Source organism: Streptomyces venezuelae ATCC 10712, from assembly GCF_008639165.1.
GTDB lineage: Bacteria > Actinomycetota > Actinomycetes > Streptomycetales > Streptomycetaceae > Streptomyces > Streptomyces venezuelae.
In genome coordinates, this window is sequence record NZ_CP029197.1 from 5,592,534 (window position 1) to 5,614,879 (window position 22,346).

The following is a 22,346-nucleotide window of genomic DNA, read 5'->3' on the forward strand; positions in this document are numbered from 1 at the left end:
CATAGGTCAAGCGTTCTTTTTCGGGCTGTTCCCGCTGAAGATCCACGAACCACCCAGGGAGCACGTCCTTTGGCAGCCATCGCACGCTGGTGCATCAGGCACCGCCTCGTCGCCGTCCTGCTGTGGCTGGTCGCCCTCTGCGGGGTCGGCACCGCGGCGGCCCTCGCCGGCAACGCGTACTCCAACGACTACGAGGTCCCCGGCACCGAGTCCGGCCGTGCCACCGCCCTCCTGGAGCGCGGCTTCCACGGCCTCGGCGGCGACAGCGACACCATCGTCTGGCACACCGACCGGGGCAGCGTCCGCGCCGACGCCGTCGAGAAGCGCATGACCGCGGTGCTCGACCAGGTCGCCGACCTGCCCGGCATCGCCGCCGTGACCTCGCCGTACGGCGACACCCGCGGCCAGGTCAGCGAGGACGGGCACACCGCCTACGCCACCGTCACCTTCCACGAGCAGGCCGACGACATCCCCGAGGCCCAGGCGCGCGCCCTCGTCGACACCGCGAAGGCCGCCGAGGGCGACGGCCTCGCGGTCGAACTCGGCGGCAGCGCCGTCGCCCTCACCGAGGCACCCGGCGGGCACATCGCCGAAATCGTCGGCGTCGCCGTCGCCGCCGTCGTCCTCTTCCTCGCCTTCGGCTCCCTCGCCGCCTCCGCGCTCCCCATCGCGACCGCGCTCGTCAGCGTCGGCATCGCCTACTCCGGGATCGCGCTCCTCGGCCATCTGATGACCGTCGCCGACTTCGCCCCCATGCTCGGCCTGCTCGTCGGCCTCGGCGTCGGCATCGACTACGCGCTCTTCATCGTCACCCGGCACCGCAGAGGCCTCAAACGCGGCCTGTCCGTCGCCGAGGCCGCCGAGACCGCCGTCGCCACCACCGGCCGGGCCGTCGTCTTCGCCGGAGCCACCGTCTGCATCGCCCTGCTCGGCATGCTCATCCTGCGCCTCAGCTTCCTCAACGGCGTCGCCATCGCCGCCTCCCTCACCGTCGTCCTCACGGTGGCCGCCTCCGTCACCTTCCTGCCCGCGCTGCTCTCCTTCATCGGCGTGCGGGCGCTCTCCCGGCGCGAACGACGGGCGCTCGCCGAGCACGGCCCGCAGCCCGAGCTGCCCACCGGCTTCGCCGCACGCTGGTCGGCCTTCGTCGAGCGGCACCCCAAGCTCCTCGGCCTCGCCGCCGTCGTCGTCATGGGCGTCCTGGCGCTGCCCACCCTCTCGCTCCACCTCGGCACCTCCGACCAGGGCAACGGCGCGGCCACCGCGACCACGCGGAAGGCCTACGACCTGATCGCCGACGGCTTCGGGCCCGGCGTGAACGGCCCCCTCACCCTGGTCGCCGGGCTCGACGGCGCCGACGACCGGGTCGCCCTCGACCAGCTCCCGGCCGCGCTCTCCGCCACCAAGGGCGTCGCGTCCGTCTCCCCCGTCACGTACAACGGCTCCGGCGACACCGCCTTCCTCACCGTCGTCCCCGAGTCCTCGCCCCAGTCCAAGGCCACCAGCGAGCTCGTCGACCGGATCCGCACCGACGTGCTCCCCGAGGCCGGGACGGGCACCTCGCTCCAGGTGCACGTCGGCGGCGTCACCGCCTCGTACGACGACTTCGCCGAGATCATCGTCGGCAAGCTGCCGCTCTTCGTCGGCGTCGTCATCGCCCTCGGCTGTCTGCTGCTCCTGCTCGCCTTCCGCTCGATCGGCATCCCGCTCAAGGCCGCCGCCATGAACGTGGCGGCCGTCGCCGCCGCCTTCGGCGTCGTCGTGGCGATCTTCCAGTGGGGCTGGGGCAGCGAACTCCTCGGCCTCGGCAGCGCCGGCCCGATCGAGCCCTTCCTGCCCGTGATCATGGTCTCGGTCCTCTTCGGGCTCTCCATGGACTACCAGGTCTTCCTGGTCAGCCGGATGTACGAGGAGTGGCTGGAGACCGGTGACAACCGGCGCGCGGTCCGGGTCGGCCTCGCCGAGACCAGCCGCGTCATCAACTCCGCCGCCGTGATCATGATCTCGGTCTTCCTCGCCTTCGTGCTCTCCGGCGACCGGGTCATCGCCATGTTCGGCATCGCGCTCGCGGCGGCCGTCGCCCTCGACGCGTTCGTCCTGCGCACCCTCCTCGTCCCCGCCCTCATGCACCTGCTCGGCGGGGCGAACTGGTGGCTGCCGAAGTGGCTCGACCGCCTGCTGCCCCGGCTCAGCATCGAACCCCCCGAGTGCCGCGAGGCCGCCGACTTCCGCGAGGCCGGCGTGAGCCCCGAGGCCGTCGTGACGCGTGGGAAGATACCCGTTCAGCGCGTGACGGCCGAGGCCGCGGCTCCTGCGGCGGCCGCCGAGGAGAGGAACGACGATGTTCGCGATACCGCTGGGTGACGACGGCGCCGAGCTGCGCCCCCTGGAGCCCTCGAACGCCGAGGAGTTCCTCGCCCACATGGACCGCGGACGCGCGTTCGTCGGCGAGCACATCGTCCTCGCCGACGTCGTCACCGACCTCGACTCCGCCCGCTCCTTCCTCCGCTCCTACGCCGAGAAGGCCGCGAGCGACACCGGACGGATCTACGGCATCTGGGTCGACGGCACGCTCGTCGGCGGCGTCCTCTTCCGGACCTTCGACGCGGCCCACGGCATCGCCGAGGCCGGCTGCTGGCTGGAACCCTCGGCCGCCGGCAAGGGCCTGATCACCCGCGCCTGCCGGGTCATCATCGACTGGGCGATCGAGGAGCGGGGCATCCACCGGGTCGAGTGGTACGCCTCCGCGAAGAACGAGCCGAGCATCGCCGTCGCCCGCCGCCTCGGCATGACCCGCGAGGGCGTGCTGCGCGAGCACTACCCGCACCGCGGCGTCCGCGCCGACACCGAGCTCTGGGCCGTCCTGGCCCCGGAGTGGCGCGCGGCGAAGACCGTGTGACGCGCCTTCCTCATACGGTTCTCATCCGGGCCGCCTAGCGTGCCGCGCATGGACACCAAGACGACGACCGAGAAGACCGACGAGGGCACGGACGCCTCCGGGACCGCCGAGGAGACGGCCGCGGTCGCCCTCGACAAGAAGGACACCGAACCGGCCACCGCCCCGATCGAAGCGGACGCGAACGCGGACGGCGACGAGGCCGGCGACGCGGACCGGGACGACGAGGACGAGGAGCCGGCCGGCGAGGCCGCTCCCGCCCCCGCCGGCATCGGCGGCGCCGCCGCGGCCGTGGTCTCCGCCGCCCTCGGCGCCGTCGCGCTCACCGGCACCTGGACCGGCAAGGTCGTCTCCGAACGCGAGACCCTCCTCGGACAGATCAAGACCTCCGGGACCGGCACCCCGGCGCAGCAGATCTCCGAGATCTACGGCGACGCCTGGCACAGCACCGCCCTCGTGAACGGCGTCTTCGCACTGATCGCCCTGCTCGTCGCCGTCCTCGTGCTCGTCCTCCCCGGCCGCCCGGCCTGGGTCAGGGCCGTCGCCGTCGCCGGCGCCGTCCTGGGCGGCCTCGGACTGCTCCTGTCGGTCGGTACCTACTTCGACCTGTTCCTGAGCCTCCCCACCGCCGGGTCCTGAGCCCGCCTAAGGCCCCCCTAGGACCCGTCTAAGGCCCCCCGTACCCCGAACATGCGGCACTCGCCCGATGTGGCCGCACCCCCTGGGAAACGACAGTAGAGGCATCGCAAGGAGCGATACCGAAACCGAGAAGAACCAGGGAGCACCCGATGTTCGAGTACGAACTCCACCGCATGAACCACGCCCAGCTCGTCCGTGAGGCCGCCGCCGAGCGGCTGGCCCACCAGGCCGCCGAGACGGCCGGCGCCACCCGGGGGCTGCGCCGCCTCGGCCGCCGCGGCGGGGGCCAGGACCCGGAGGGGCGGGTGAACGACGGCGGACGCGGCCGCTTCGTCCGGGCCGCGTGACCCCCGTATGAGCGCACACGCGGATCTCTGTGCGATGCTCGGCGCCGTGGAGACCAGGTCAGTCAGCCCCGTGTTCGTCGGCCGCGCCGGCGAACTCACCGCCCTCACCGAGGCGCTCTCCCGCGCGACCGCGGGAGAGCCCCAGGCCCTGCTCATCGGCGGCGAGGCGGGGGTCGGCAAGACCCGGCTCATCGAAGAGTTCCTCGACGCCGCCTGCGAGCGGGGCGCCGTCGTCGCCCTCGGCGGCTGCGTCGAACTCGGCGCCGACGGGCTGCCGTTCGCCCCCTTCGCCACCGCCCTGCGCTCGCTCCACCGCCGGCTCCCCGGCGAACTCCTCGCCGCCGCCCACGGCCACGAGGCCGAACTCGCCCGGCTGCTGCCCGAACTGGGCGACCCCGGCGGCCAGGACTCCTCCGACGAGGACTCCACCGCCCGCCTCTTCGAACTGACCGTACGGCTCCTGGAACGGCTCGCCGCCGACCGTACGATCGTGCTCGTCCTGGAAGACCTGCACTGGGCCGACGCCTCCACCCGGCACCTCCTCACCTACCTCCTGCGCACCCTGCGCCGCGGCCGGATCGCCGTCGTCGCCAGCTACCGCGCCGACGACATCCACCGCCGCCACCCGCTGCGCCCCCTGCTCGCCGAACTCGACCGGCTCCGCACCATCCGCCGCATCGAACTCGCCCGCTTCAGCCGCACCGAGGTCCACCGCCAGCTCACCGGCATCCTCGCCGCCGAACCCGACCCCGGACTCGTCGACGAGGTCTTCGAACGCTCCGACGGCAACGCCTTCTTCGTCGAGGAACTCGTCGTCTCCCACGAGGCCGGCTGCGCCGCCGGACAGCTCAGCGACTCCCTGCGCGACCTCCTCCTGGTCCGGGTCGAGACGCTCCCCGAGGACGCCCAGCGGGTCGCCAGGATCGTCGCCGAAGGCGGCTCCACCGTCGAGTACGGCCTGCTCGCCGCCGTCGCCCGGCTCAGCGAGGACGACCTCATCGAGGCCCTGCGGGCCGCCGTCGGCGCCAACATCCTGCTCGCCGCCCCCGACGGCGACGGCTACCGCTTCCGCCACTCCCTGGTCCGCGAGGCCGTCAGCGACGACCTGCTCCCCGGCGAGCGCTCCCGCCTCAACCGGCGCTACGCCGAAGCCCTGGAGGCCGACCCCACGCTCGTCCGGGCCGACGAGCGCGCCAACCGGCTCGCCACCTACTGGTACCACGCGCACGACCCGGCCAAGGCCCTGCCCGCCGTCCTCGGCGCCTCCGTCGCCACCCGCAAGCGCCACGCCTACGCCGAACAGCTCAGCCTCCTCGAACGGGCCATGGAACTCTGGGACAAGGCCCCCGCCGAGACCCGCGACTCGCTGCGCCCCATCGACTACGCCGACGCCTACCCGGCCTGCGGCTGCGACCCCGACACCACCTCCCTGCGCTTCCTCGACCTGCTCGCCGAGGCCGCCGTCGCCGCCCGGCTCAGCGGAGAGCGCGAGCGGGCCGCGAAGATCTGCCGCACGGCCCTGCGGATCCTCGACGACGAGAACGACCCGCTGCGCGCCGCCTGGTTCTGGACGGAGACGGCCCGGCTCCAGTCCAACCTCGGCCGGGGCGACGGCTGGCCGGAGATCGCCCGCGCCCAGGAACTCGTCAAGGGCCTCCCGCCGTCCGCCGTCCACGCCACCGTCCTCGTCGGCGCGGCCGGCTGGGGCATGCTCCGCAACCCCGGCCCCGAGGCACTCGCCGCCGCCGAACGCGCCGTCGAGTACGCGCGGTTCGTCAAGAACGAGCCGATCGAGCTGAACGCCCGGATCACCCTCGGCACCATCATGGTCTCGGCCGGCGACACCGAGGGCGGCCTCGCCGCGCTGCACCAGGCACGCGAACGGACCATCGCCCTCGGCCAGTTCCACGAGGCGACCCGCGCCCACATCAACATCTCCTCCTCCCTGGAAGCGCTCGGCCGCTCCCGCGAAGCCGTGGAGATCGCCACCACCGGCATCGACCTCGCCCGCTCCCGCGGCCTCGTCGACAGCGCCGGCTGGATCCGCGCCAACCTCTCCGAGTCACTCCTCTCGCTCGGCGAATGGGACCGGAGCAAGGAGGAGGCCGAGGAACTGCTCCGCTCCGGGGCGAGCAGCACCAAGCCGGGCGGCACGGCCCTGCTGCAGCTCGCCCACCTCGCCGCCGCCCGCGGCGAGCCGGCCAGGGCCGCCGAGCACCTCGCCGAGGCCCGCACCCGCTACGGCACCCGCGACCCGATCCCGCAGTACACCCTGCCCATGGCACAGGTCGAGATCGCGATAGCCGCCGCCGAGGGCCGCCTCGCGGACGTACGGCACCAGCTCGCCGCCATGGCCGACGCCGGCTTCCCGCCCGGCACCCACCGGTACGGCTGGCCGCTCGTCCTCACCGCCGTCACCGCCGAGGCCGACAGCCGGGGGCTGCCCGCCGCCGACGAGGGCCGCGCCGAGGCGCTCGACGTCGTCCGCCGCTGCGTCCGCGGCCTCGCCGTCCAGGCCCCGGTCTGGGAGGCGTACTCCCTGCAGGTCTCCGAGGAACTCGCCCGTGCCGAGGGCCGCGACACCGCCGCCCGCTGGGCCGAGGTCGTCGCCGCCTACGAGCCGGTCGAACGCCCGTACCAGCTGGCCCGCGCCCGCCACCGCCTCGCCGACGCCCTGCTCGTCGAGGGCGGCCGCCGCGAGGAGGCCACGGCCCTGCTCCGCGAGGCCCACGCCACCGCCGTCCGCCTCGGCGCCCGCCCGCTCCGCGAGGACGTGGAACTCCTCGCGGCCCGCGCCCGCCTCTCCCTCGCCGCCGAGAAGCCGCCCGCGGCCGCCGAGCCCGGCGACGACACCTTCGGCCTGACCCCCCGCGAACAGGCGGTCCTGGGCCTGGTCGCGGCCGGCCGGACCAACCGCCAGATCGCCGAGGAGCTGTTCATCTCACCGAAGACGGCCAGCGTCCACGTCTCCAACATCCTCGCCAAGCTCGGCGTCTCCGGCCGCGGCGAGGCCGCCGCCCTCGCCCACCGCCTCCACCTCCTCGACCCGGCCCTCTGACCCCCCCGCCGCCGGGCGGCGGGGGGCCCGTATCGTCACCCGTCGGTCGGCCCTCAGCTCACCTCCAGCCGGAGAATCCTGTCGTCCCCCGGCCCGGGCGTGCCCCGACCGTCGGTCTCGCTGGTCACCAGCCAGAGCCGCCCGCCGCCCCCCGCGAGGACCGTGCGCAGGCGTCCGTACTCCTCGGAGAGGAACGCCTCGGGATCCCCCGAGCGCTCCGCGCCGGAGAGCGGCACCCGCCACAACCGCTGGCCTCTGAGCCCGGCCATCCAGATCGCGCCCCGCGCGTACGCGATGCCGCTGGGGGAGGCCTCCGAGGTCGGCCACTGGGCCACCGGGTCCACGAACCGGGACTCACCGGCCCGCCCCTCGGCCTCCGGCCAGCCGTAGTTCTTCCCGGGCTCGACCAGGTTCAGCTCGTCCCAGGTGTTCTGCCCGAACTCGGCCGCCCACAGCCGGCCCTCGTCGTCCCAGGCGATCCCCTGCACATTGCGGTGACCGTACGAGTAGACGACCGAGCCGGCGAAGGGATTGCCCGGCGCGGGCCTTCCCTCCGGGGTCATCCGGAGGACCTTCCCGCCGAGCGACTCCCGGTCCTGGGCCAGACCGGTCCGGCCGGTCTCACCCGTCCCCGCGTACAGCATCCGGTCCGGTCCGAACGCGATCCGCCCGCCGTTGTGCACGAGGCCCTTCGGGATGCCCGTGAGCACCGGCTGCGGCGCGCCCAGCCGGTCGCCGTCCCCGCCCCCGTACCGCATGCGCACGATGCGGTTGTCCGACTCCGCCGTCAGATACGCGTACACCCAGCCGTCCCGCACCGCGAGGCCCATCAGCCCGCCCTCGCCACCCGGGACGACCCCCGGCACCTCGCCGAGCGGGGTCTTCGCCCCGGTCCGCCCGTCGACCCGGGTGATCGTCCGCTCGTCACGGGAGGAGACCAGCAGATCCCCGCCGGGCAGCTCCGCGAGCCCCCAGGGCGACCTCAGCCCCTCGGTCAGCGTCCCCGCCACCGCCACCCGGCCGCCGGTCGGAGCGGACGCGGACCCGGACGGACCCGCCGACGCCGACACGGTGACCGGGGGTGACGTCGGCGGAGCCGTGCCCGGCCGGTCCTCCGTACCCCCCGAGGAGCAGCCCGCCACCAGGACCAGCACGGCGGCGCCCCACAGGGCCTTCACAACTGCAGGACGGCTCATGGCACGGTCCCCTTCGACGAGTCGAGCGGCATCCCTTCACCCTTGATACACCGCCCGACGCGATCAGGTTCCCGGCCGCTCACTCCCGGCTCGGTCCCCGCTCAGTCCCACGACCCCCGGGGCGCCGGCAGCGCCGCGATCTCCGCCAGATCGGCCGCCGTCAGCCGCAGCCCCGCCGCCCCCGCGTTCTCCACGGCCCAGCGCTCCCGCTTCGCCCCGGGCACCGGGACCACGTGCCGCCCCCGGCCGAGCACCCACGCCAGCGCCACCTGCGCCGGGGTGACCTCCGCCCCGTGCCGCGCCGCCACCCGCCGCAGCCCCGCCACCAGCGGCTGGTTCGCGGCCATCATCTCCGCCGTGAAGCGCGGATGCCGGGCCCGGGGATCGTCCGGTTCGAAACCGCCCCCCGGGGTCAGCGTCCCGGTCAGGAACCCGTTGCCCAGCGGCATCGCCGCCAGGAAGCCGACGCCCCGCGCCACGCACCACGGCAGCAGCCGCACCAGCGCCTCCTGCGACCACACCGACAGCTCGGCCTGCACCGCCGCCACCGGGAACACCTGCTGGATCCGCTCCAGTTGGCGGATCGTTCCCTCGTAGCCGTCCCGGCCGACGCCGGTCGCGCCCCGGCGGGCCGAGCGGGCGCCGACGGCGCACAGCCCGAGCGCCCGCACCTTCCCCGCCGAGACGAGCTCCGCCATCGCGCCCCAGGTCTCCTCCACCGGCACCTCGGGGTCCGCCCGGTGCAGCTGGTACAGATCGATCACATCGGTCTGCAGCCGCCGCAGCGAGGCGTCGCAGGCCCGGCGCACGTATCCCGGCCTGCCGTTGGCGACCACGTGACGCCGCTCGCCGCCGTCGCCGACGAGCAGTCCGCACTTCGTCGACACGAAGACGTCCGCCCGCCGCTCCTTCAACACCCGCCCCACCAGCAGCTCGTTGGTGAACGGTCCGTACATGTCGGCGGTGTCGAGCAGGCTCACCCCGGCGTCCAGCGCCGCGTGCACCGTCCGCAACGAGCGGTCCCCCCGCTGTTCCGAACGGCTGTACGCCCAGCTCATCGGCATGCACCCCAGGCCGATCGCACCCACGTCGAGCGCCGTCGCCCCGATAGTCCTGCGCTCCACCTGCCGGTACCCCTCCCTGTGCCGTCCCCCAAAGTAACCAATGGCGACCGGGATTCTTCGCATAGCCTCCCGCTCATGAGAAGCGAAGAGACGACCGCTGACGTGTGGCTTCCGATTCCCGCCGACGAGATCGACGATCTCCCCGGTCCGGGCGAGTCGGGGCTGAACTACCGTTTCTGGGACGGCGGACCGGAGTTCCCGGCCGACCCGGCGCGCTGCGCCTTCTACGTCGTCCCGTACATGAAGGGCCCCGAGATCGCCGTCCGGCCGCTGGCCGCGATGACCTCGGTCCGGATCGTGCAGACCCTCTCCGCCGGCATCGACCACGTCACGCCGGGCATCGACGCGCTGCCCCCGGGCGTCGCCCTCTGCAACGCCAAGGGCGTGCACGAGGCGAGCACCGCCGAACTCACCCTCGCGCTGATCCTGGCCTCGCTGCGCGGCATCCCCGGCTTCGTGCGCGGCCAGGACGCCGAGGAGTGGCGGGCCGGCTTCTACCCGGCCCTGGCCGACAAGTCCGTCCTCATCGTCGGCTACGGATCGATCGGCGCCGCCATCGAGGACCGGCTCGCGCCCTTCGAGTGCGCGCGGGTGGTGCGCGTCGCACGCTCCGCGCGCACCACAGCGCGCGGTCCGGTGCACCCCCTGGCGGAACTGCCCGCGCTCCTCCCGCAGGCGGACGTGGTCGTGCTCTCCACGCCGCTCACCCCCGAGACCCGGCACCTCGCCGACGCCGGGTTCCTGGCCCGGATGAAGGACGGCGCGCTCCTGGTGAACGTCGCCCGCGGACCGGTCGTCGACACGGCCGCGCTGCTCAAGGAGGTCGAGACCGGAAGGATCACGGCGGCGCTCGACGTCACCGACCCCGAACCGCTCCCGGCCGGACACCCGCTGTGGCACGCTCCCGGTGTCCTCGTCAGCCCCCACGTCGGAGGCTCCACGTCGGCCTTCATGCCGCGTGCGAAGCGGTTGATCGCGGGACAGCTGCGGCGGTTCGCGGCGGGCGAGGAGCCTGTGAACGTCCTCCTCACCACCACCTGACCGGCCACGATGGGCCGGTCGGGTGGTACGCGCCCCCGACACGCGCCGCGTGCAAGCCCGCTGGCCGTCACGGAGAGTACTGCCACCCTGTCCCTGAGTGACGGTCCTGGTGTATCGTCCCGGATCGGGGGACTGCGTCGAGTACGGGCTGACGCTGGGGAGTGACGTGACGGGACATCAGATTCCGAGGGGGGCGACGGGTGAGGCACGGCCGGAGGACCGACGATCCGACGCGGCGACGCCGCCGTCGGCGAACCTTCTCCGTCCCGCCGGCGCCCTCGCCGCCGCCGTGCCGGACCAGGCCGCGCGCCACAGCGCCGCCGACGCCGCCGAACCACCGTCCACCGCCCCACGGCCCGGCGCCGACACCCCCTGCGAGGCCTGCGGCACCCCCGCACCCGAGCCGACCGCACGCGGCGGCACGCCCCCGCCCGAGCCGACCGCGCCCGCCGTACGGGGCCCCGACGGCCCCCACGACTGCGACGGGCACGCCCCCGCGGGCTCCGGCGAGCCGCCGGCGCGCCCGCACGACGCGGCCGGGTGCGGTGGCGCGGCTCCGGAGGGACCGGTGACCGCCCCCGGGGCCGTCCTCGCACGCCGTACCGTCGGCGGCGCGGGAGGCGACCCCGGCCACCCGGACCCCGAGCGCCCCGGCATCGGCTCGGTCCTCTCCCAGATCGCCCTCGGGCTGATCTGCGCGGGCTACACGACCGGCGCCTCGCTCGGCTGGGGGTCGCCGGAACTCGCCCTCTTCATGGGCGACTTCGGGCTCAGCGCCGCCGCCCTCACCGCCGCGGTGTCCTGCTTCCTCTACGGCCGGGCCCACCGCGGCAGCGCCCGCCCCGCCTGGCTGCTCTTCGCCTTCTCCTCGTTCATGGCCTCCGCCGGCAACGCCGTCTGGGGGTGGTACGAGGTCGTGCTCCGCACGGAGGTGCCGGACTCCTCCGTCGCCGACCTCTTCTTCCTGCTCTTCGCACCGCCGGCCATCGTCGGCCTCCTCGTCCTGGCCAAGAAACCCGTCACCCGGGCCGGCTGGGTGTGCCTGGCGCTCGACGCCTGGCTCATCGGGGGCTCGCTCCTCACGCTCTCCTGGAGCCTCGCCCTCGCCCGTACCGCTCACTTCCAGAACGAGCCGGTCGCCCAGGCGGCACTGTCCCTCGCGTATCCGCTGCTCGACATCGTCCTCGTGAGCATGGTCCTGGTGCTGCACTTCCGGCGCTCGCAGGCGAACCGCTCGGCGACCAACACCGCGATCGCCGCCCTCGCCCTGACCGTCCTGTGCGACGCCCTGTTCACCTCGCCGCTCCTCCGCGAGAACTACGCCTCCGGCCAGCTGCTCGACGCCGGCTGGTTCGCCGGCTCCCTGCTGCTGGCCTACGCGCCCTGGGGCGCGCGCCGGCTCCCGGACACCGCCGCCACCGCGCGCGGACCGTGGCTGCACAGCCGCCCGGTCGCAGGCTCGCTGGCCGCCCTCACCCCGTACCTCGCCGCCGCCGTCTGCACCCTGGGCATCCTGTACAACGTCGTCGAGGGACGGCGGGTCGACCGGGTCGTCGTCCTCACCGGCTGCACGGTGGTCCTCGCCCTCGTCGTACGGCAGGGCATCATGCTGCTCGACAACATCGCGCTGACCCATGAACTGGCCCATAAGGAGAACCACTTCAGGTCACTCGTGCAGGGGTCGAGCGACGTCATCATGATCGCCGCTCCCACCGGCGTGCTCCGTTACGTCAGCCCGGCCGCCTCCGGGGTGTACGGACGGGACGCCGAGGACCTGATCGGCTCCGAACTGGCCTCGCTCATCCATCCCGAGGACCTCGGCGCCGTCGTCCACGAGGTACGGCGCTTCCTGGCCGTCTCGCCCGCCGAGGAGCCCACCACCCGGATCGAGTGCCGCTTCCGCTCGGGCCGCGGCGACTGGCTCAACGTCGAGTCCACCGTCAACCGGCACCAGGGCGGCCTGATCTTCAACAGCCGCGACGTCACCGAACGGGTCCGTCTCCAGGCCCAGTTGCAGCACAACGCCGAGCACGACCCGCTCACCGACCTGCCCAACCGGGCCCTGTTCACCCGGCGGGTCCGGCAGGCGCTCAGCGGCCGCCGCGCCTCCGACCCCGGCACCGCCGTGCTCTTCATCGACCTCGACGGCTTCAAGGGCGTCAACGACCGGCACGGCCACCAGGCCGGCGACGACCTCCTCGTCCAGGCCGCCCGGCGGCTCCAGGACTCCGTACGGGCCGGGGACACGGCCGCCCGGCTCGGCGGCGACGAGTTCGCCGCCCTCATCCTGGGCGACGGCGGACGCGACCAGGCCGCCCGCCGCAACCAGGTCCAGGAGATCGCCGACCGGCTCAGGCTCACCCTGTCCAGGCCCTACCGCGTCGACGGCGGCACCGAGGTCCGGGTCGCCGCCTCCATCGGCGTCGCCTTCGCGGAGCCCGGCATCGGGGCCGGCGACCTCCTGCGCAACGCGGACCTCGCGATGTACCGGGCCAAGGCGGCCGGCAAGGACCGCGTCGAGCTCTACGCGCCCCAGATGCAGGCCGAGGTGGTCCGCCGGACGGAACTCGCCGCCCGGCTGCGCACCGCCCTCCACGACGGCGAGTTCGCGCTGCTCCACCAGCCGGTCGTCGACCTGGCCACCGGCCGGATCTCCGCCGTCAGCGCCCAGGCCCGCTGGCGCTCCGCCCAGGGCATCCTCTTCACCCCCGCCGAGTACCTCCGGGTCACCGACGACGGCGAGCGCACCGCCGAGCTCGGTCGCTGGCTGCTCGACGAGGCGGTCGAGCAGGCCGCCGAGCGGGCCCGGATCGGCCATCGCACGCCGGTGGCCATCCGGCTCTCGGCCCGCCGCCTCCTGGACCGCTCGCTGCCGCTCGGCTCGGTCGAGTCGCTGCTCACCCGGCACGGGCTGCCGTCCGGCTCGCTGATCGTCGAGCTCGCCGACAGCGACCCCCGGATCCCGCTCGACGAGCTGGAGCAGCGCCTGGTCACCCTGCGCCGGCTCGGGGTGCGGATCGCGCTCGACGGATTCGGCAGCGGACATGTGGCGATCAACGCCCTGCGGAGGCTTCCCGTCGACATACTGAAGCTGGACCGGGGGCTCGTCGAGGGCGTGGTCGAGTCGGCCCGGCTGCGCAAGATCACCCGCGGGGTGCTCCGTATCGCCGGTGAGCTCGGGATGGAGACGATCGCCGAGGGCGCGGACGTGCCGGAGCAGGTGGTCGCCCTGCGGGCGATGGGCTGCACCCACGCCCAGGGCATGGCCTTCGCGGGGCCGCTGGACGAGTACCGGCTGCGCAGGGCCCTGGTGCGGGACGAGTACCCGCTGCCCGGCGCGGTCCCCGTACGGGTCGGGAACCGTCTCCCGTTCGGCTCAAATAATGAGACGCCTGTCCCACCCACTTGACAGTGGTGAGGGCGGAGAGGGAGGGTCAGTGCCATGCGCACCCGAATTCTCGTACTTGGAAAGCGCGTCGGCTGAAGCAGGGCCACGACAGGCCCCGCTGAGAACGCACCCGACGCGCTCCCCTCGCTTGCCTCACGGCACGAGGGGTTTTTTGTTGCACCGGCTCACTTAAAAGTCGCCGCAAACCCTCGCAAAACACCTCGCAAAAACCCTCTGCTTCGAGAAGAGATGCTGATGACCGAGCAGGCCACCGGGCACCATCCGCAGCCGCGGCCCCGTAACGGCGCGCAGCCCGCCACCACCGTCGAGCACGTCACGGGTGCGCAGTCCCTCATCCGTTCTCTCGAGGAAGTGGGCGCCGACACCGTCTTCGGCATCCCCGGTGGCGCGATCCTCCCCGCCTACGACCCGATGATGGACTCGCAGAGGGTCCGCCACATCCTGGTCCGCCACGAGCAGGGCGCGGGCCACGCGGCCACCGGCTACGCCCAGGCGACCGGCAAGGTCGGCGTCTGCATGGCCACCTCAGGACCCGGTGCGACCAACCTCGTCACCCCGATCGCCGACGCCCACATGGACTCGGTCCCGCTCGTCGCGATCACCGGCCAGGTCGCCTCGAAGGCGATCGGCACGGACGCCTTCCAGGAGGCGGACATCTGCGGCATCACGATGCCGATCACCAAGCACAACTTCCTGGTCACCAAGGCCGAGGACATCCCCCGGACGATCGCCGAGGCCTTCCACATCGCCTCCACCGGCCGCCCCGGCCCGGTCCTGGTCGACATCTCCAAGGACGCCCTGCAGGCGAAGACCACCTTCAGCTGGCCGCCGACGACCGACCTGCCCGGCTACCGCCCGGTGACCAAGCCGCACGCCAAGCAGATCCGCGAGGCCGCCAAGCTGATCAGCGCGGCGAAGCGCCCCGTGCTCTACGTCGGCGGCGGTGTCATCAAGGCCGGCGCGACGGCCGAGCTGCGGATCCTCGCCGAGCTCACCGGCGCCCCCGTCACCACCACCCTGATGGCCCTCGGCGCCTTCCCCGACAGCCACCCGCTGCACGTCGGCATGCCCGGCATGCACGGCGCGGTCACCGCCGTCACCGCGCTGCAGAAGGCCGACCTGATCGTCGCCCTGGGCGCCCGCTTCGACGACCGCGTCACCGGCAAGCTCGACAGCTTCGCCCCGTACGCCAAGATCGTCCACGCGGACATCGACCCGGCCGAGATCGGCAAGAACCGCGCCGCCGACGTCCCGATCGTCGGTGACGCCCGCGAGGTCATCGCCGATCTGGTCCAGGCCGTCCAGGCCGAGCACAGCGAGGGCAACAAGGGCGACTACAGCGCCTGGTGGAGCGACCTGAGCCGCTGGCGCGAGACCTACCCGCTCGGCTACGACCTGCCGGAGGACGGCAGCCTCTCGCCGCAGCAGGTCATCCAGCGGATCGGCCAGCTCGCCCCCGACGACACGATCTTCGCCGCGGGCGTCGGCCAGCACCAGATGTGGGCCGCCCACTTCATCGACTACGAGCGGCCGGCCACCTGGCTGAACTCCGGCGGCCTCGGCACGATGGGGTACGCGGTCCCCGCCGCGATGGGCGCCAAGGCCGGCCAGCCGGACCGCCCGGTCTGGGCGATCGACGGCGACGGCTGCTTCCAGATGACCAATCAGGAGCTCACCACCTGCGCCCTGAACAACATCCCGATCAAGGTCGCCATCATCAACAACGGCGCCCTCGGGATGGTCCGCCAGTGGCAGACCCTCTTCTACAACCAGCGCTACTCCAACACCGTCCTGCACTCCGGCCCGGACGACATCCAGGCGAACAAGGGCACGCGCGTCCCCGACTTCGTCAAGCTCTCCGAGGCCATGGGCTGTGTCGCCCTGCGCTGTGAGGACCCGGCCGACCTGGACAAGGTCATCGCCGAGGCCAACGCGATCAACGACCGTCCGGTCGTGGTCGACTTCATCGTCCACGAGGACGCCCAGGTGTGGCCGATGGTCGCCGCCGGCACCTCGAACGACGAGGTCATGGCCGCCCGGGGCGTCCGCCCCGACTTCGGCGACGGCGAAGACGACTGAAGCGCGGAACGAAGCAGAGCGAAAAGGAAGAGACCCACACCATGTCCACCAAGCACACGCTCTCCGTTCTCGTCGAGAACACGCCCGGCATCCTCGCCCGGATCGCCGCCCTGTTCTCGCGCCGCGGCTTCAACATCGACTCCCTCGCCGTCGGTGTCACCGAGCACCCCGACATCTCCCGCATCACCATCGTGGTCAATGTCGAGGACCTGCCCCTGGAGCAGGTGACCAAGCAGCTCAACAAGCTGGTCAACGTCCTGAAGATCGTCGAACTCGAGCCCAGCGCTGCGATCCAGCGCGAGCTCGTCCTGGTGAAGGTCCGCGCCGACAACGAGACCCGCTCCCAGATCGTCGAGATCGTGCAGCTGTTCCGCGCCAAGACCGTGGACGTCTCGCCCGAGGCGGTCACCATCGAGGCCACCGGTTCGAGTGACAAGCTCGAAGCGATGCTCAAGATGCTGGAGCAGTTCGGCATCAAGGAGCTCGTGCAGTCCGGCACGATCGCCATAGGGCGTGGCTCCCGGTCCATCACGGACCGGTCCCTGCGGGCCCTCGACCGCAGCGCCTGAGAGTCGCCGGAGGTCGACCGCCGGTCCACCGGCCGGTCCGACTGACGAGACCCGAAGACTTTCCTCCCGCTCCCCGCCGTACGGTGGGACGCAACACCAGCACCTCAAGGAGATTCCCAGTGGCCGAGCTGTTCTACGACGACGACGCCGACCTGTCCATCATCCAGGGCCGTAAGGTCGCGGTGATCGGTTACGGCAGCCAGGGCCACGCCCACGCGCTGTCGCTCCGTGACTCCGGTGTCGACGTCCGCGTCGGTCTGCAGGAGGGCTCGAAGTCCAAGGCCAAGGCCGAGGAGCAGGGCCTGCGCGTCGTCTCCGTCGCCGAGGCGGCGGCCGAGGCCGACCTCATCATGATCCTCACCCCGGACCCGATCCAGGCCCAGGTCTACGAGGAGTCCATCAAGGACAACCTGAAGGAGGGCGACGCGCTCTTCTTCGGCCACGGCCTGAACGTCCGTTACGGCTTCATCAAGGTGCCCGAGGGCGTCGACGTCGCCCTGGTCGCCCCGAAGGGCCCGGGCCACCTGGTCCGCCGTCAGTACGAGGAGGGCCGCGGCGTCCCGTGCATCGCGGCCGTCGAGCAGGACGCGACCGGCAACGCCTTCGCGCTGGCGCTCTCGTACGCCAAGGGCATCGGCGGCACCCGCGCCGGCGTCATCAAGACGACCTTCACCGAGGAGACCGAGACCGACCTGTTCGGTGAGCAGGCCGTCCTCTGCGGTGGCACCGCGGCGCTGGTCAAGGCGGGCTTCGAGACCCTGACCGAGGCCGGATACCAGCCGGAGATCGCGTACTTCGAGTGCCTCCACGAGCTGAAGCTCATCGTCGACCTCATGTACGAGGGCGGCCTGGAGAAGATGCGCTGGTCGGTCTCCGAGACCGCCGAGTGGGGCGACTACGTCACGGGCCCGCGGATCATCACCGACGCCACCAAGGCCGAGATGAAGAAGGTCCTCGCGGAGATCCAGGACGGCACCTTCGCCAAGGAGTGGATGGCCGAGTACCACGGCGGCCTGAAGAAGTACAACGAGTACAAGACCCAGGACGCCAACCACCTCCTGGAGACCACCGGCAAGGAGCTGCGCAAGCTCATGAGCTGGGTCAACGACGAGGAGGCGTAAGCCTTCGGACGGGGGGCCGGACGGTGTGTCCGGCCCCTCGTCACATCGTTGGACAGCCCGTCCAACCACGGACGGGTGATCCTTCCAACGAGGCGCATGAACGGCGCCGCCACACCACTACACTGCTCAACAACATTCGCGTTCAGGCCCACAGCGTCGTGCGCTTTCACGCGGCAAGCCCCCTCCACCGCCTGCGGCCGTCGGGACGGCCGTCCGCACTGGATCTGTGAGGACTCACGTGAGCTCGAAACCCGTCGTACTCATCGCTGAAGAGCTGTCGCCCGCCACCGTCGACGCCCTGGGCCCGGACTTCGAGATCCGGCACTGCAACGGCGCGGACCGCGCCGAACTGCTGCCCGCCATCGCCGACGTGGACGCGATCCTGGTCCGGTCCGCGACCAAGGTCGACGCCGAGGCCATCGCCGCCGCCGAGAAGCTGCGGGTCGTCGCCCGCGCCGGTGTCGGCCTGGACAACGTGGACGTCTCCGCCGCCACCAAGGCCGGCGTGATGGTCGTCAACGCCCCGACCTCCAACATCGTGACGGCGGCCGAGCTCGCCTGCGGTCTGCTCGTCGCCACCGCGCGCAACATCCCGCAGGCCAACACCGCGCTGAAGAACGGCGAGTGGAAGCGCTCCAAGTACACCGGCGTCGAGCTGAGCGAGAAGACCCTCGGCGTCGTCGGCCTCGGCCGCATCGGTGTCCTGGTCGCCCAGCGCATGTCGGCCTTCGGCATGAAGATCGTCGCGTACGACCCCTACGTGCAGCCCGCCCGCGCCGCCCAGATGGGGGTGAAGCTGCTGGCCCTGGACGAGCTCCTGGAGGTCGCCGACTTCATCACCGTCCACCTGCCGAAGACCCCGGAGACCCTCGGTCTCATCGGTGACGAGGCGCTGCACAAGGTCAAGCCCTCGGTCCGCATCGTCAACGCCGCGCGCGGCGGGATCGTGGACGAGGCCGCGCTGTACACGGCGCTCAAGGAGGGCCGGGTCGCCGGCGCCGGCCTCGACGTGTACGCGAAGGAGCCCTGCACGGACTCCCCGCTCTTCGAGCTCGACCAGGTCGTCTGCACCCCGCACCTCGGCGCCTCGACGGACGAGGCCCAGGAGAAGGCGGGCATCGCCGTCGCCCGCTCGGTGCGCCTGGCGCTCGCCGGCGAGCTGGTCCCGGACGCGGTCAACGTCCAGGGCGGTGTCATCGCCGAGGACGTGAAGCCGGGTCTGCCGCTCGCCGAGAAGCTCGGCCGGATCTTCACCGCGCTCGCGGGCGAGGTCGCGGCCCGGCTCGACGTCGAGGTGTACGGCGAGATCACCCAGCACGACGTGAAGGTGCTCGAACTCTCCGCGCTCAAGGGCGTGTTCGAGGACGTGGTCGACGAGACCGTGTCGTACGTCAACGCCCCGCTGTTCGCGCAGGAGCGCGGTGTCGAGGTGCGGCTGACCACGAGCTCCGAGTCGCCCGACCACCGCAACGTGGTCACCGTGCGCGGCACCCTGGCGAACGGCGAGGAGGTCGCGGTCTCCGGCACGCTGGCCGGCCCCAAGCACCTCCAGAAGATCGTCGCGGTCGGCGACTACGACGTGGACCTGGCGCTCGCCGACCACATGGTCGTGCTGCGCTACGAGGACCGCCCGGGTGTCGTCGGCACGGTCGGCCGGATCCTCGGCGAGGCCGGTCTGAACATCGCCGGCATGCAGGTGTCCCGCGCGGAGGAGGGCGGCGAGGCGCTCGTCGTGCTCACCGTGGACGACACGCTCCCGGCGCCGGTGCTCGCGGAGATCGCGGCGGAGATCGGCGCCACCTCGGCCCGCTCGGTCAACCTGATCTGACGTACGGCCCCGGCAGCACCCCGTACCCGGCCGATAGACGCCCGTCTTATACGAACGTCTATCGACCGGGTACAGTGCTGTCATGGGACACAAGGAAGACCTGCTCGAAGGCGCCAAGCGCTGCCTCCTGGAGAAGGGGTACGGCCGGACCACGGCCCGCGACATCGTCGCCGCCTCCGGCACCAACCTCGCCTCCATCGGCTACCACTACGGCTCCAAGGACGCCCTGCTCCAGCAGGCCTTCCTGGCCCTCACCGAGGAGTGGGGCGAGGCCGTCGGCCCGGCCGGCTCCGGCGAGGAGAAGCAGGAGCTGCCGGCCGACCCGTACCAGCGCTTCCACGCCGTCTGGCAGCAGGTCATCGGCGCGGCCGAGGCCAGCCGGCCCGTCTGGAAGCTGCAGACGGAGGTCGTCACCCGGCTCGACGACGACGAGAAGCTCCGCGAGGCCATCAAGGAGCCCCAGCGCGAGGGCCGGCTCGGCATGGCCGAGGGGATGCTCGGCATCGACCCGGAGGCGGAGCCGGAGAAGGCCCGGGTCGCCGGACTGCTCTGCCAGGCCCTGGCCGCCGGGGTGATGATCCAGTGGATGGTCGACCCGGAGACGGCACCGAGCGCCGACGACCTCACCGAGGGGCTCAAGGTCCTGATGGGGGAGTGACGGGACCGGCTCAGCGCCACGGGATGTTGCGCCAGGGGCTGCCCTCGTGCGCCGTCAGGGCGCGGTGGGCGGCCACGTTCTGCTCGTGGAACCGGCCGTACTCCTCCCCGTCGAACCGCAGCACCCGACCCAGCGCGTACCCCGCCGAGTACTCCTCCCACGACCCGTACGCCGACCGGGCCAGCGCCCCCGCGTGCACGATCGCCTGTTCCGCCTCGGGGGGCGCGCAGAAGCGGGCCGACAGGCCCCAGCGGGTGAGGTTCACCGCCCGCCCGTAGTCGTACGCGACCGTCCTGCGCACCCGGCCCTCCGGCGGCAGCAGCCCCTCGGCCCGGAACCGGGCCTCGTAGCGCACGATGCGGCGTACGAGCTCCTCGATGTGCCGCACCGCCGCCGGGCCCGCGCCCAGGTCCTGGGCGTGTCCCGCGGCCGTCTCGCGCCACTCGTCGGGCGAGGGCACCGCACCGCGCGCGAGACGCAGCTCCTCACGGACCCGGAGGGCGAAGTCCGGCTCGGGCGGGCTGTTGCGCCCGTCGAGGAGCGCGTCGAGCTGCTTGCGCCAGCCGGCCCGGTCGGTGACGCCCCAGCCTTCGCGGAGGGTGTCGAGCTCGTGGGTGTAGCCCATGTAGACGGAGCCGACGTCGTTCCAGGGGACGCCGTTGCCGAAGGCCAGATGACCGCCGCAGGCGAGGCCGAAGGCGAGCGGCCCGTGCAGCGGCCCGTGGCGCAGCGCCACCAGCCGGTCGCCCGACCCCCGCTCCCGCTCCGCGTACGCGCGCAGCCATCCCGCGCGGTGCTCGGGCGTGGTGGGCAGCAGCAGCTGCGCGGGCGTGCCGCTGTTGACCGCGAGGAGGAGACGGTGGTCGGACCAGCCGAACTCGGCGACCCAGCGGAGGGTGACCGCGTGGAACACCCACTCCGGATGCCAGGGCGGCAGCATCCCGCGGGTGAGGAGCGCCCGCGCGACGAGCCCCTTCGGCAGCTGCTGGGGCGGCCAGTAGACGTTGTCCGGGCGGGCGTCCACGTCGGACTTGAGGGCGCCGATGAACAGCTCGGCGTCCGCGAGGACACGGATCTGCTCCGCGAAGTCGCCGCGCAGCCCCGCCTCGTGAAGCAGCTGCTCGGTCTCGGACGGCGGGGTCCAGGGGGCGCCCTGCGGCGCGGGCTTGCGGCGGGGGTTCATGACCACGGGATGTTCCGGTAGGGGCTCGAAGGGTCCTGGGTGAGGGCGCGGTGGAGGGCGAGCGACTCCTGGTACATCGGCTCGGGGTCGCCCTCGTCGAAGTGGATCAGCCGGGCGAGGACGTAGCCGAGCGAGAACTCCTCCCAGGAGCCGTACGTCCGCCGGGCGGCTTCGAGGACCCTCAGGACGGACTCCTCGGCCTCCTGCGGATCGCAGTACCGGGCGCCGAGCGCGAGCCGTACGACGTTCACGGCGCGGCCGTGGTCGAAGGCGGCGAGGGTGTCGACCCGGCCGCCCGGCGGCAGCAGGCCGTCGGCGCGGAACCGCTCCTCGTAGTGGGTGATCCGGCGCAGGAACTCCCTGGCCTCCGCCGGGTCCTCGCCGTAGCGGTCGTCCCGCTCGGACGCGGTGCCGACCGCCGCCGCCCACTGCTCGCCGCTGGGCGCCGCGCCCAGCCGGGCGGTCAGGGTGCGCCTGATCCCCAGGACGGACTCGGGGACCCGGCCGACGAGCCGGGTGGCGATCAGGGTCCGCAGCGTGTCCCGGAAGTCCGCCCGGTGGTGGACGGCCCAGGGGTGGCGCAGCCGGGCGACGTCGGAGGGGTAGTCCTCGTACTGGGCGCGGAGCCCGTTCCACACCAGGCCGTTGAGCACGGCGAGGTGCGCGCCGAGCGCGAGGGCGTGCGCGACCGGTCCGTGCAGCTGCTCTCCGGCGTGGGTGAGCAGCCGCAGCCGGGCGGGTCCGCCGCCCCGCGCGCCCGCCTCCTGCCAGGCCCGCCGGTCGGCGGCCCGGGCGGGGAGCGCGGCCTCGTAGGGGGTGCCCGGGTTGACCGCGAGCCACCACCGGTCGTGCTGCCAGGCGGCGGCGAGCCGGGGAAGCGTGGTCTGCTGGAACACCCAGTCGGGGTGCCAGGGCGGCAGCATGCCCTCGGTCAGCACGGGTACGACGGTGCGCCGGGCGGCCTTGTCGCGCTGGGAGGGGAGGGGCGGGACGTACCCGGGGGCGTCGGCGTGCACCCGGGCCTGGAGCACGTAGAGGCGGGCCCCGCCGAGGACGTCAAGGACGGCCGCCCGGTCGCCGCGGGCCCCCGCCTCGTACAGCAGTCGCTCCGTCCGCGTCGGCGCCGCCGCCCAACTCCCCGTGGTCATGGGGAGATCCTATAAACCGGCTCGCAGGGGCGGTCGTTCGGCGGTGACAA

General features: G+C 72.9%; 16 protein-coding genes. 12 read left to right on the plus strand and 4 right to left on the minus strand.

Features of this window, described 5'->3' with window-relative positions; translation table 11 throughout:
• Positions 1-69 precede the first annotated feature (69 nt).
• The 5 genes from DEJ43_RS25965 to DEJ43_RS25985 all read left to right on the plus strand — a co-directional run bounded on the left by DEJ43_RS25965 (position 70) and on the right by DEJ43_RS25985 (position 6,940).
• Positions 70-2,364 carry an MMPL family transporter gene (locus DEJ43_RS25965; RefSeq protein ID WP_015036363.1) on the plus strand — a complete coding sequence of 765 codons (2,295 nt, stop codon included), beginning with the start codon at positions 70-72 and terminating at the stop codon, positions 2,362-2,364.
• A complete protein-coding gene (locus DEJ43_RS25970; protein WP_015036364.1) occupies positions 2,342-2,899 on the plus strand; it encodes a GNAT family N-acetyltransferase in 558 nt (185 codons plus the stop codon). The genes DEJ43_RS25965 and DEJ43_RS25970 overlap by 23 nt, the downstream gene beginning before the upstream one ends.
• 48 nt (positions 2,900-2,947) lie before the next feature.
• The gene (locus tag DEJ43_RS25975) at positions 2,948-3,535 is read left to right on the plus strand and encodes a hypothetical protein (protein ID WP_041662896.1); all 588 of its coding nucleotides are present in this window, start codon (positions 2,948-2,950) and stop codon (positions 3,533-3,535) included.
• A gap of 149 nt (positions 3,536-3,684) precedes the next feature.
• Positions 3,685-3,882, plus strand: a complete 198-nt coding sequence (locus DEJ43_RS25980) for a hypothetical protein (RefSeq protein ID WP_015036366.1) — start codon at positions 3,685-3,687, stop codon at positions 3,880-3,882.
• Positions 3,883-3,889: 7 nt separating this feature from the next.
• Complete coding sequence (locus DEJ43_RS25985; protein WP_015036367.1) at positions 3,890-6,940, plus strand: helix-turn-helix transcriptional regulator; 3,051 nt, start codon at positions 3,890-3,892, stop codon at positions 6,938-6,940.
• Positions 6,941-6,993: 53 nt separating this feature from the next.
• On the opposite strand, the gene DEJ43_RS25990 is transcribed toward DEJ43_RS25985, so the two are convergent.
• Together DEJ43_RS25990 and DEJ43_RS25995 are read right to left on the minus strand one after the other, a co-directional pair.
• The gene (locus DEJ43_RS25990) at positions 6,994-8,136 is read right to left on the minus strand and encodes a PQQ-dependent sugar dehydrogenase (protein WP_015036368.1); all 1,143 of its coding nucleotides are present in this window, start codon (positions 8,134-8,136) and stop codon (positions 6,994-6,996) included.
• Positions 8,137-8,237: 101 nt separating this feature from the next.
• Entirely contained in the window at positions 8,238-9,260 is a 1,023-nt protein-coding gene (locus DEJ43_RS25995) for an aldo/keto reductase (RefSeq protein ID WP_015036369.1), read from the minus strand.
• A 75-nt stretch (positions 9,261-9,335) separates the two neighbouring features.
• Here DEJ43_RS25995 and DEJ43_RS26000 point away from each other — a divergent pair, with 75 nt between their 5' ends.
• From DEJ43_RS26000 to DEJ43_RS26030, 7 genes are all read left to right on the plus strand, one after another.
• Entirely contained in the window at positions 9,336-10,301 is a 966-nt protein-coding gene (locus DEJ43_RS26000; protein WP_015036370.1) for a 2-hydroxyacid dehydrogenase, read from the plus strand.
• 568 nt (positions 10,302-10,869) lie between these two features.
• Entirely contained in the window at positions 10,870-13,710 is a 2,841-nt protein-coding gene (locus DEJ43_RS26005; protein WP_015036371.1) for a putative bifunctional diguanylate cyclase/phosphodiesterase, read from the plus strand.
• A gap of 228 nt (positions 13,711-13,938) precedes the next feature.
• Positions 13,939-15,789 (plus strand): acetolactate synthase large subunit, encoded by a 1,851-nt coding sequence (locus DEJ43_RS26010; protein ID WP_015036372.1) that lies wholly within the window; start codon positions 13,939-13,941, stop codon positions 15,787-15,789.
• Between the two features lie 41 nt (positions 15,790-15,830).
• Positions 15,831-16,358 (plus strand): acetolactate synthase small subunit, encoded by a 528-nt coding sequence (gene ilvN / locus DEJ43_RS26015; RefSeq protein ID WP_015036373.1) that lies wholly within the window; start codon positions 15,831-15,833, stop codon positions 16,356-16,358.
• 119 nt (positions 16,359-16,477) lie between these two features.
• Positions 16,478-17,479 carry a ketol-acid reductoisomerase gene (gene ilvC, locus DEJ43_RS26020; protein ID WP_015036374.1) on the plus strand — a complete coding sequence of 334 codons (1,002 nt, stop codon included), beginning with the start codon at positions 16,478-16,480 and terminating at the stop codon, positions 17,477-17,479.
• A 238-nt stretch (positions 17,480-17,717) separates the two neighbouring features.
• The gene (gene serA / locus DEJ43_RS26025; RefSeq protein WP_015036375.1) at positions 17,718-19,307 is read left to right on the plus strand and encodes a phosphoglycerate dehydrogenase; all 1,590 of its coding nucleotides are present in this window, start codon (positions 17,718-17,720) and stop codon (positions 19,305-19,307) included.
• A gap of 82 nt (positions 19,308-19,389) precedes the next feature.
• The gene (locus DEJ43_RS26030) at positions 19,390-19,965 is read left to right on the plus strand and encodes a TetR/AcrR family transcriptional regulator (protein WP_015036376.1); all 576 of its coding nucleotides are present in this window, start codon (positions 19,390-19,392) and stop codon (positions 19,963-19,965) included.
• Between the two features lie 10 nt (positions 19,966-19,975).
• Here the strand turns inward: DEJ43_RS26030 and DEJ43_RS26035 are convergent, their stop codons facing one another.
• Both DEJ43_RS26035 and DEJ43_RS26040 read right to left on the minus strand, forming a co-directional pair.
• The gene (locus tag DEJ43_RS26035; RefSeq protein ID WP_041664221.1) at positions 19,976-21,148 is read right to left on the minus strand and encodes a DUF1266 domain-containing protein; all 1,173 of its coding nucleotides are present in this window, start codon (positions 21,146-21,148) and stop codon (positions 19,976-19,978) included.
• Positions 21,145-22,296: a DUF1266 domain-containing protein gene (locus tag DEJ43_RS26040; protein WP_015036378.1), complete on the minus strand. Its 1,152-nt coding sequence runs from the start codon at positions 22,294-22,296 to the stop codon at positions 21,145-21,147. The genes DEJ43_RS26035 and DEJ43_RS26040 overlap by 4 nt, the downstream gene beginning before the upstream one ends.
• Between the last annotated feature and the right edge of the window lie 50 nt (positions 22,297-22,346).

Coding starts and splice junctions, on each gene's coding strand:
- DEJ43_RS26035 (WP_041664221.1), bottom strand. CDS start 21,148: ATGAACCCCCGCCGCAAGCCCGCGCCGCAGGGCGCCCCCTGGACCCCG.
- DEJ43_RS26000 (WP_015036370.1), top strand. CDS start 9,336: ATGAGAAGCGAAGAGACGACCGCTGACGTGTGGCTTCCGATTCCCGCC.
- DEJ43_RS26030 (WP_015036376.1), top strand. CDS start 19,390: ATGGGACACAAGGAAGACCTGCTCGAAGGCGCCAAGCGCTGCCTCCTG.
- DEJ43_RS25990 (WP_015036368.1), bottom strand. CDS start 8,136: ATGAGCCGTCCTGCAGTTGTGAAGGCCCTGTGGGGCGCCGCCGTGCTG.
- DEJ43_RS25980 (WP_015036366.1), top strand. CDS start 3,685: ATGTTCGAGTACGAACTCCACCGCATGAACCACGCCCAGCTCGTCCGT.
- DEJ43_RS26040 (WP_015036378.1), bottom strand. CDS start 22,296: ATGACCACGGGGAGTTGGGCGGCGGCGCCGACGCGGACGGAGCGACTG.
- DEJ43_RS26010 (WP_015036372.1), top strand. CDS start 13,939: ATGCTGATGACCGAGCAGGCCACCGGGCACCATCCGCAGCCGCGGCCC.
- DEJ43_RS25975 (WP_041662896.1), top strand. CDS start 2,948: ATGGACACCAAGACGACGACCGAGAAGACCGACGAGGGCACGGACGCC.
- DEJ43_RS25970 (WP_015036364.1), top strand. CDS start 2,342: ATGTTCGCGATACCGCTGGGTGACGACGGCGCCGAGCTGCGCCCCCTG.
- ilvN (WP_015036373.1), top strand. CDS start 15,831: ATGTCCACCAAGCACACGCTCTCCGTTCTCGTCGAGAACACGCCCGGC.
- DEJ43_RS25985 (WP_015036367.1), top strand. CDS start 3,890: ATGAGCGCACACGCGGATCTCTGTGCGATGCTCGGCGCCGTGGAGACC.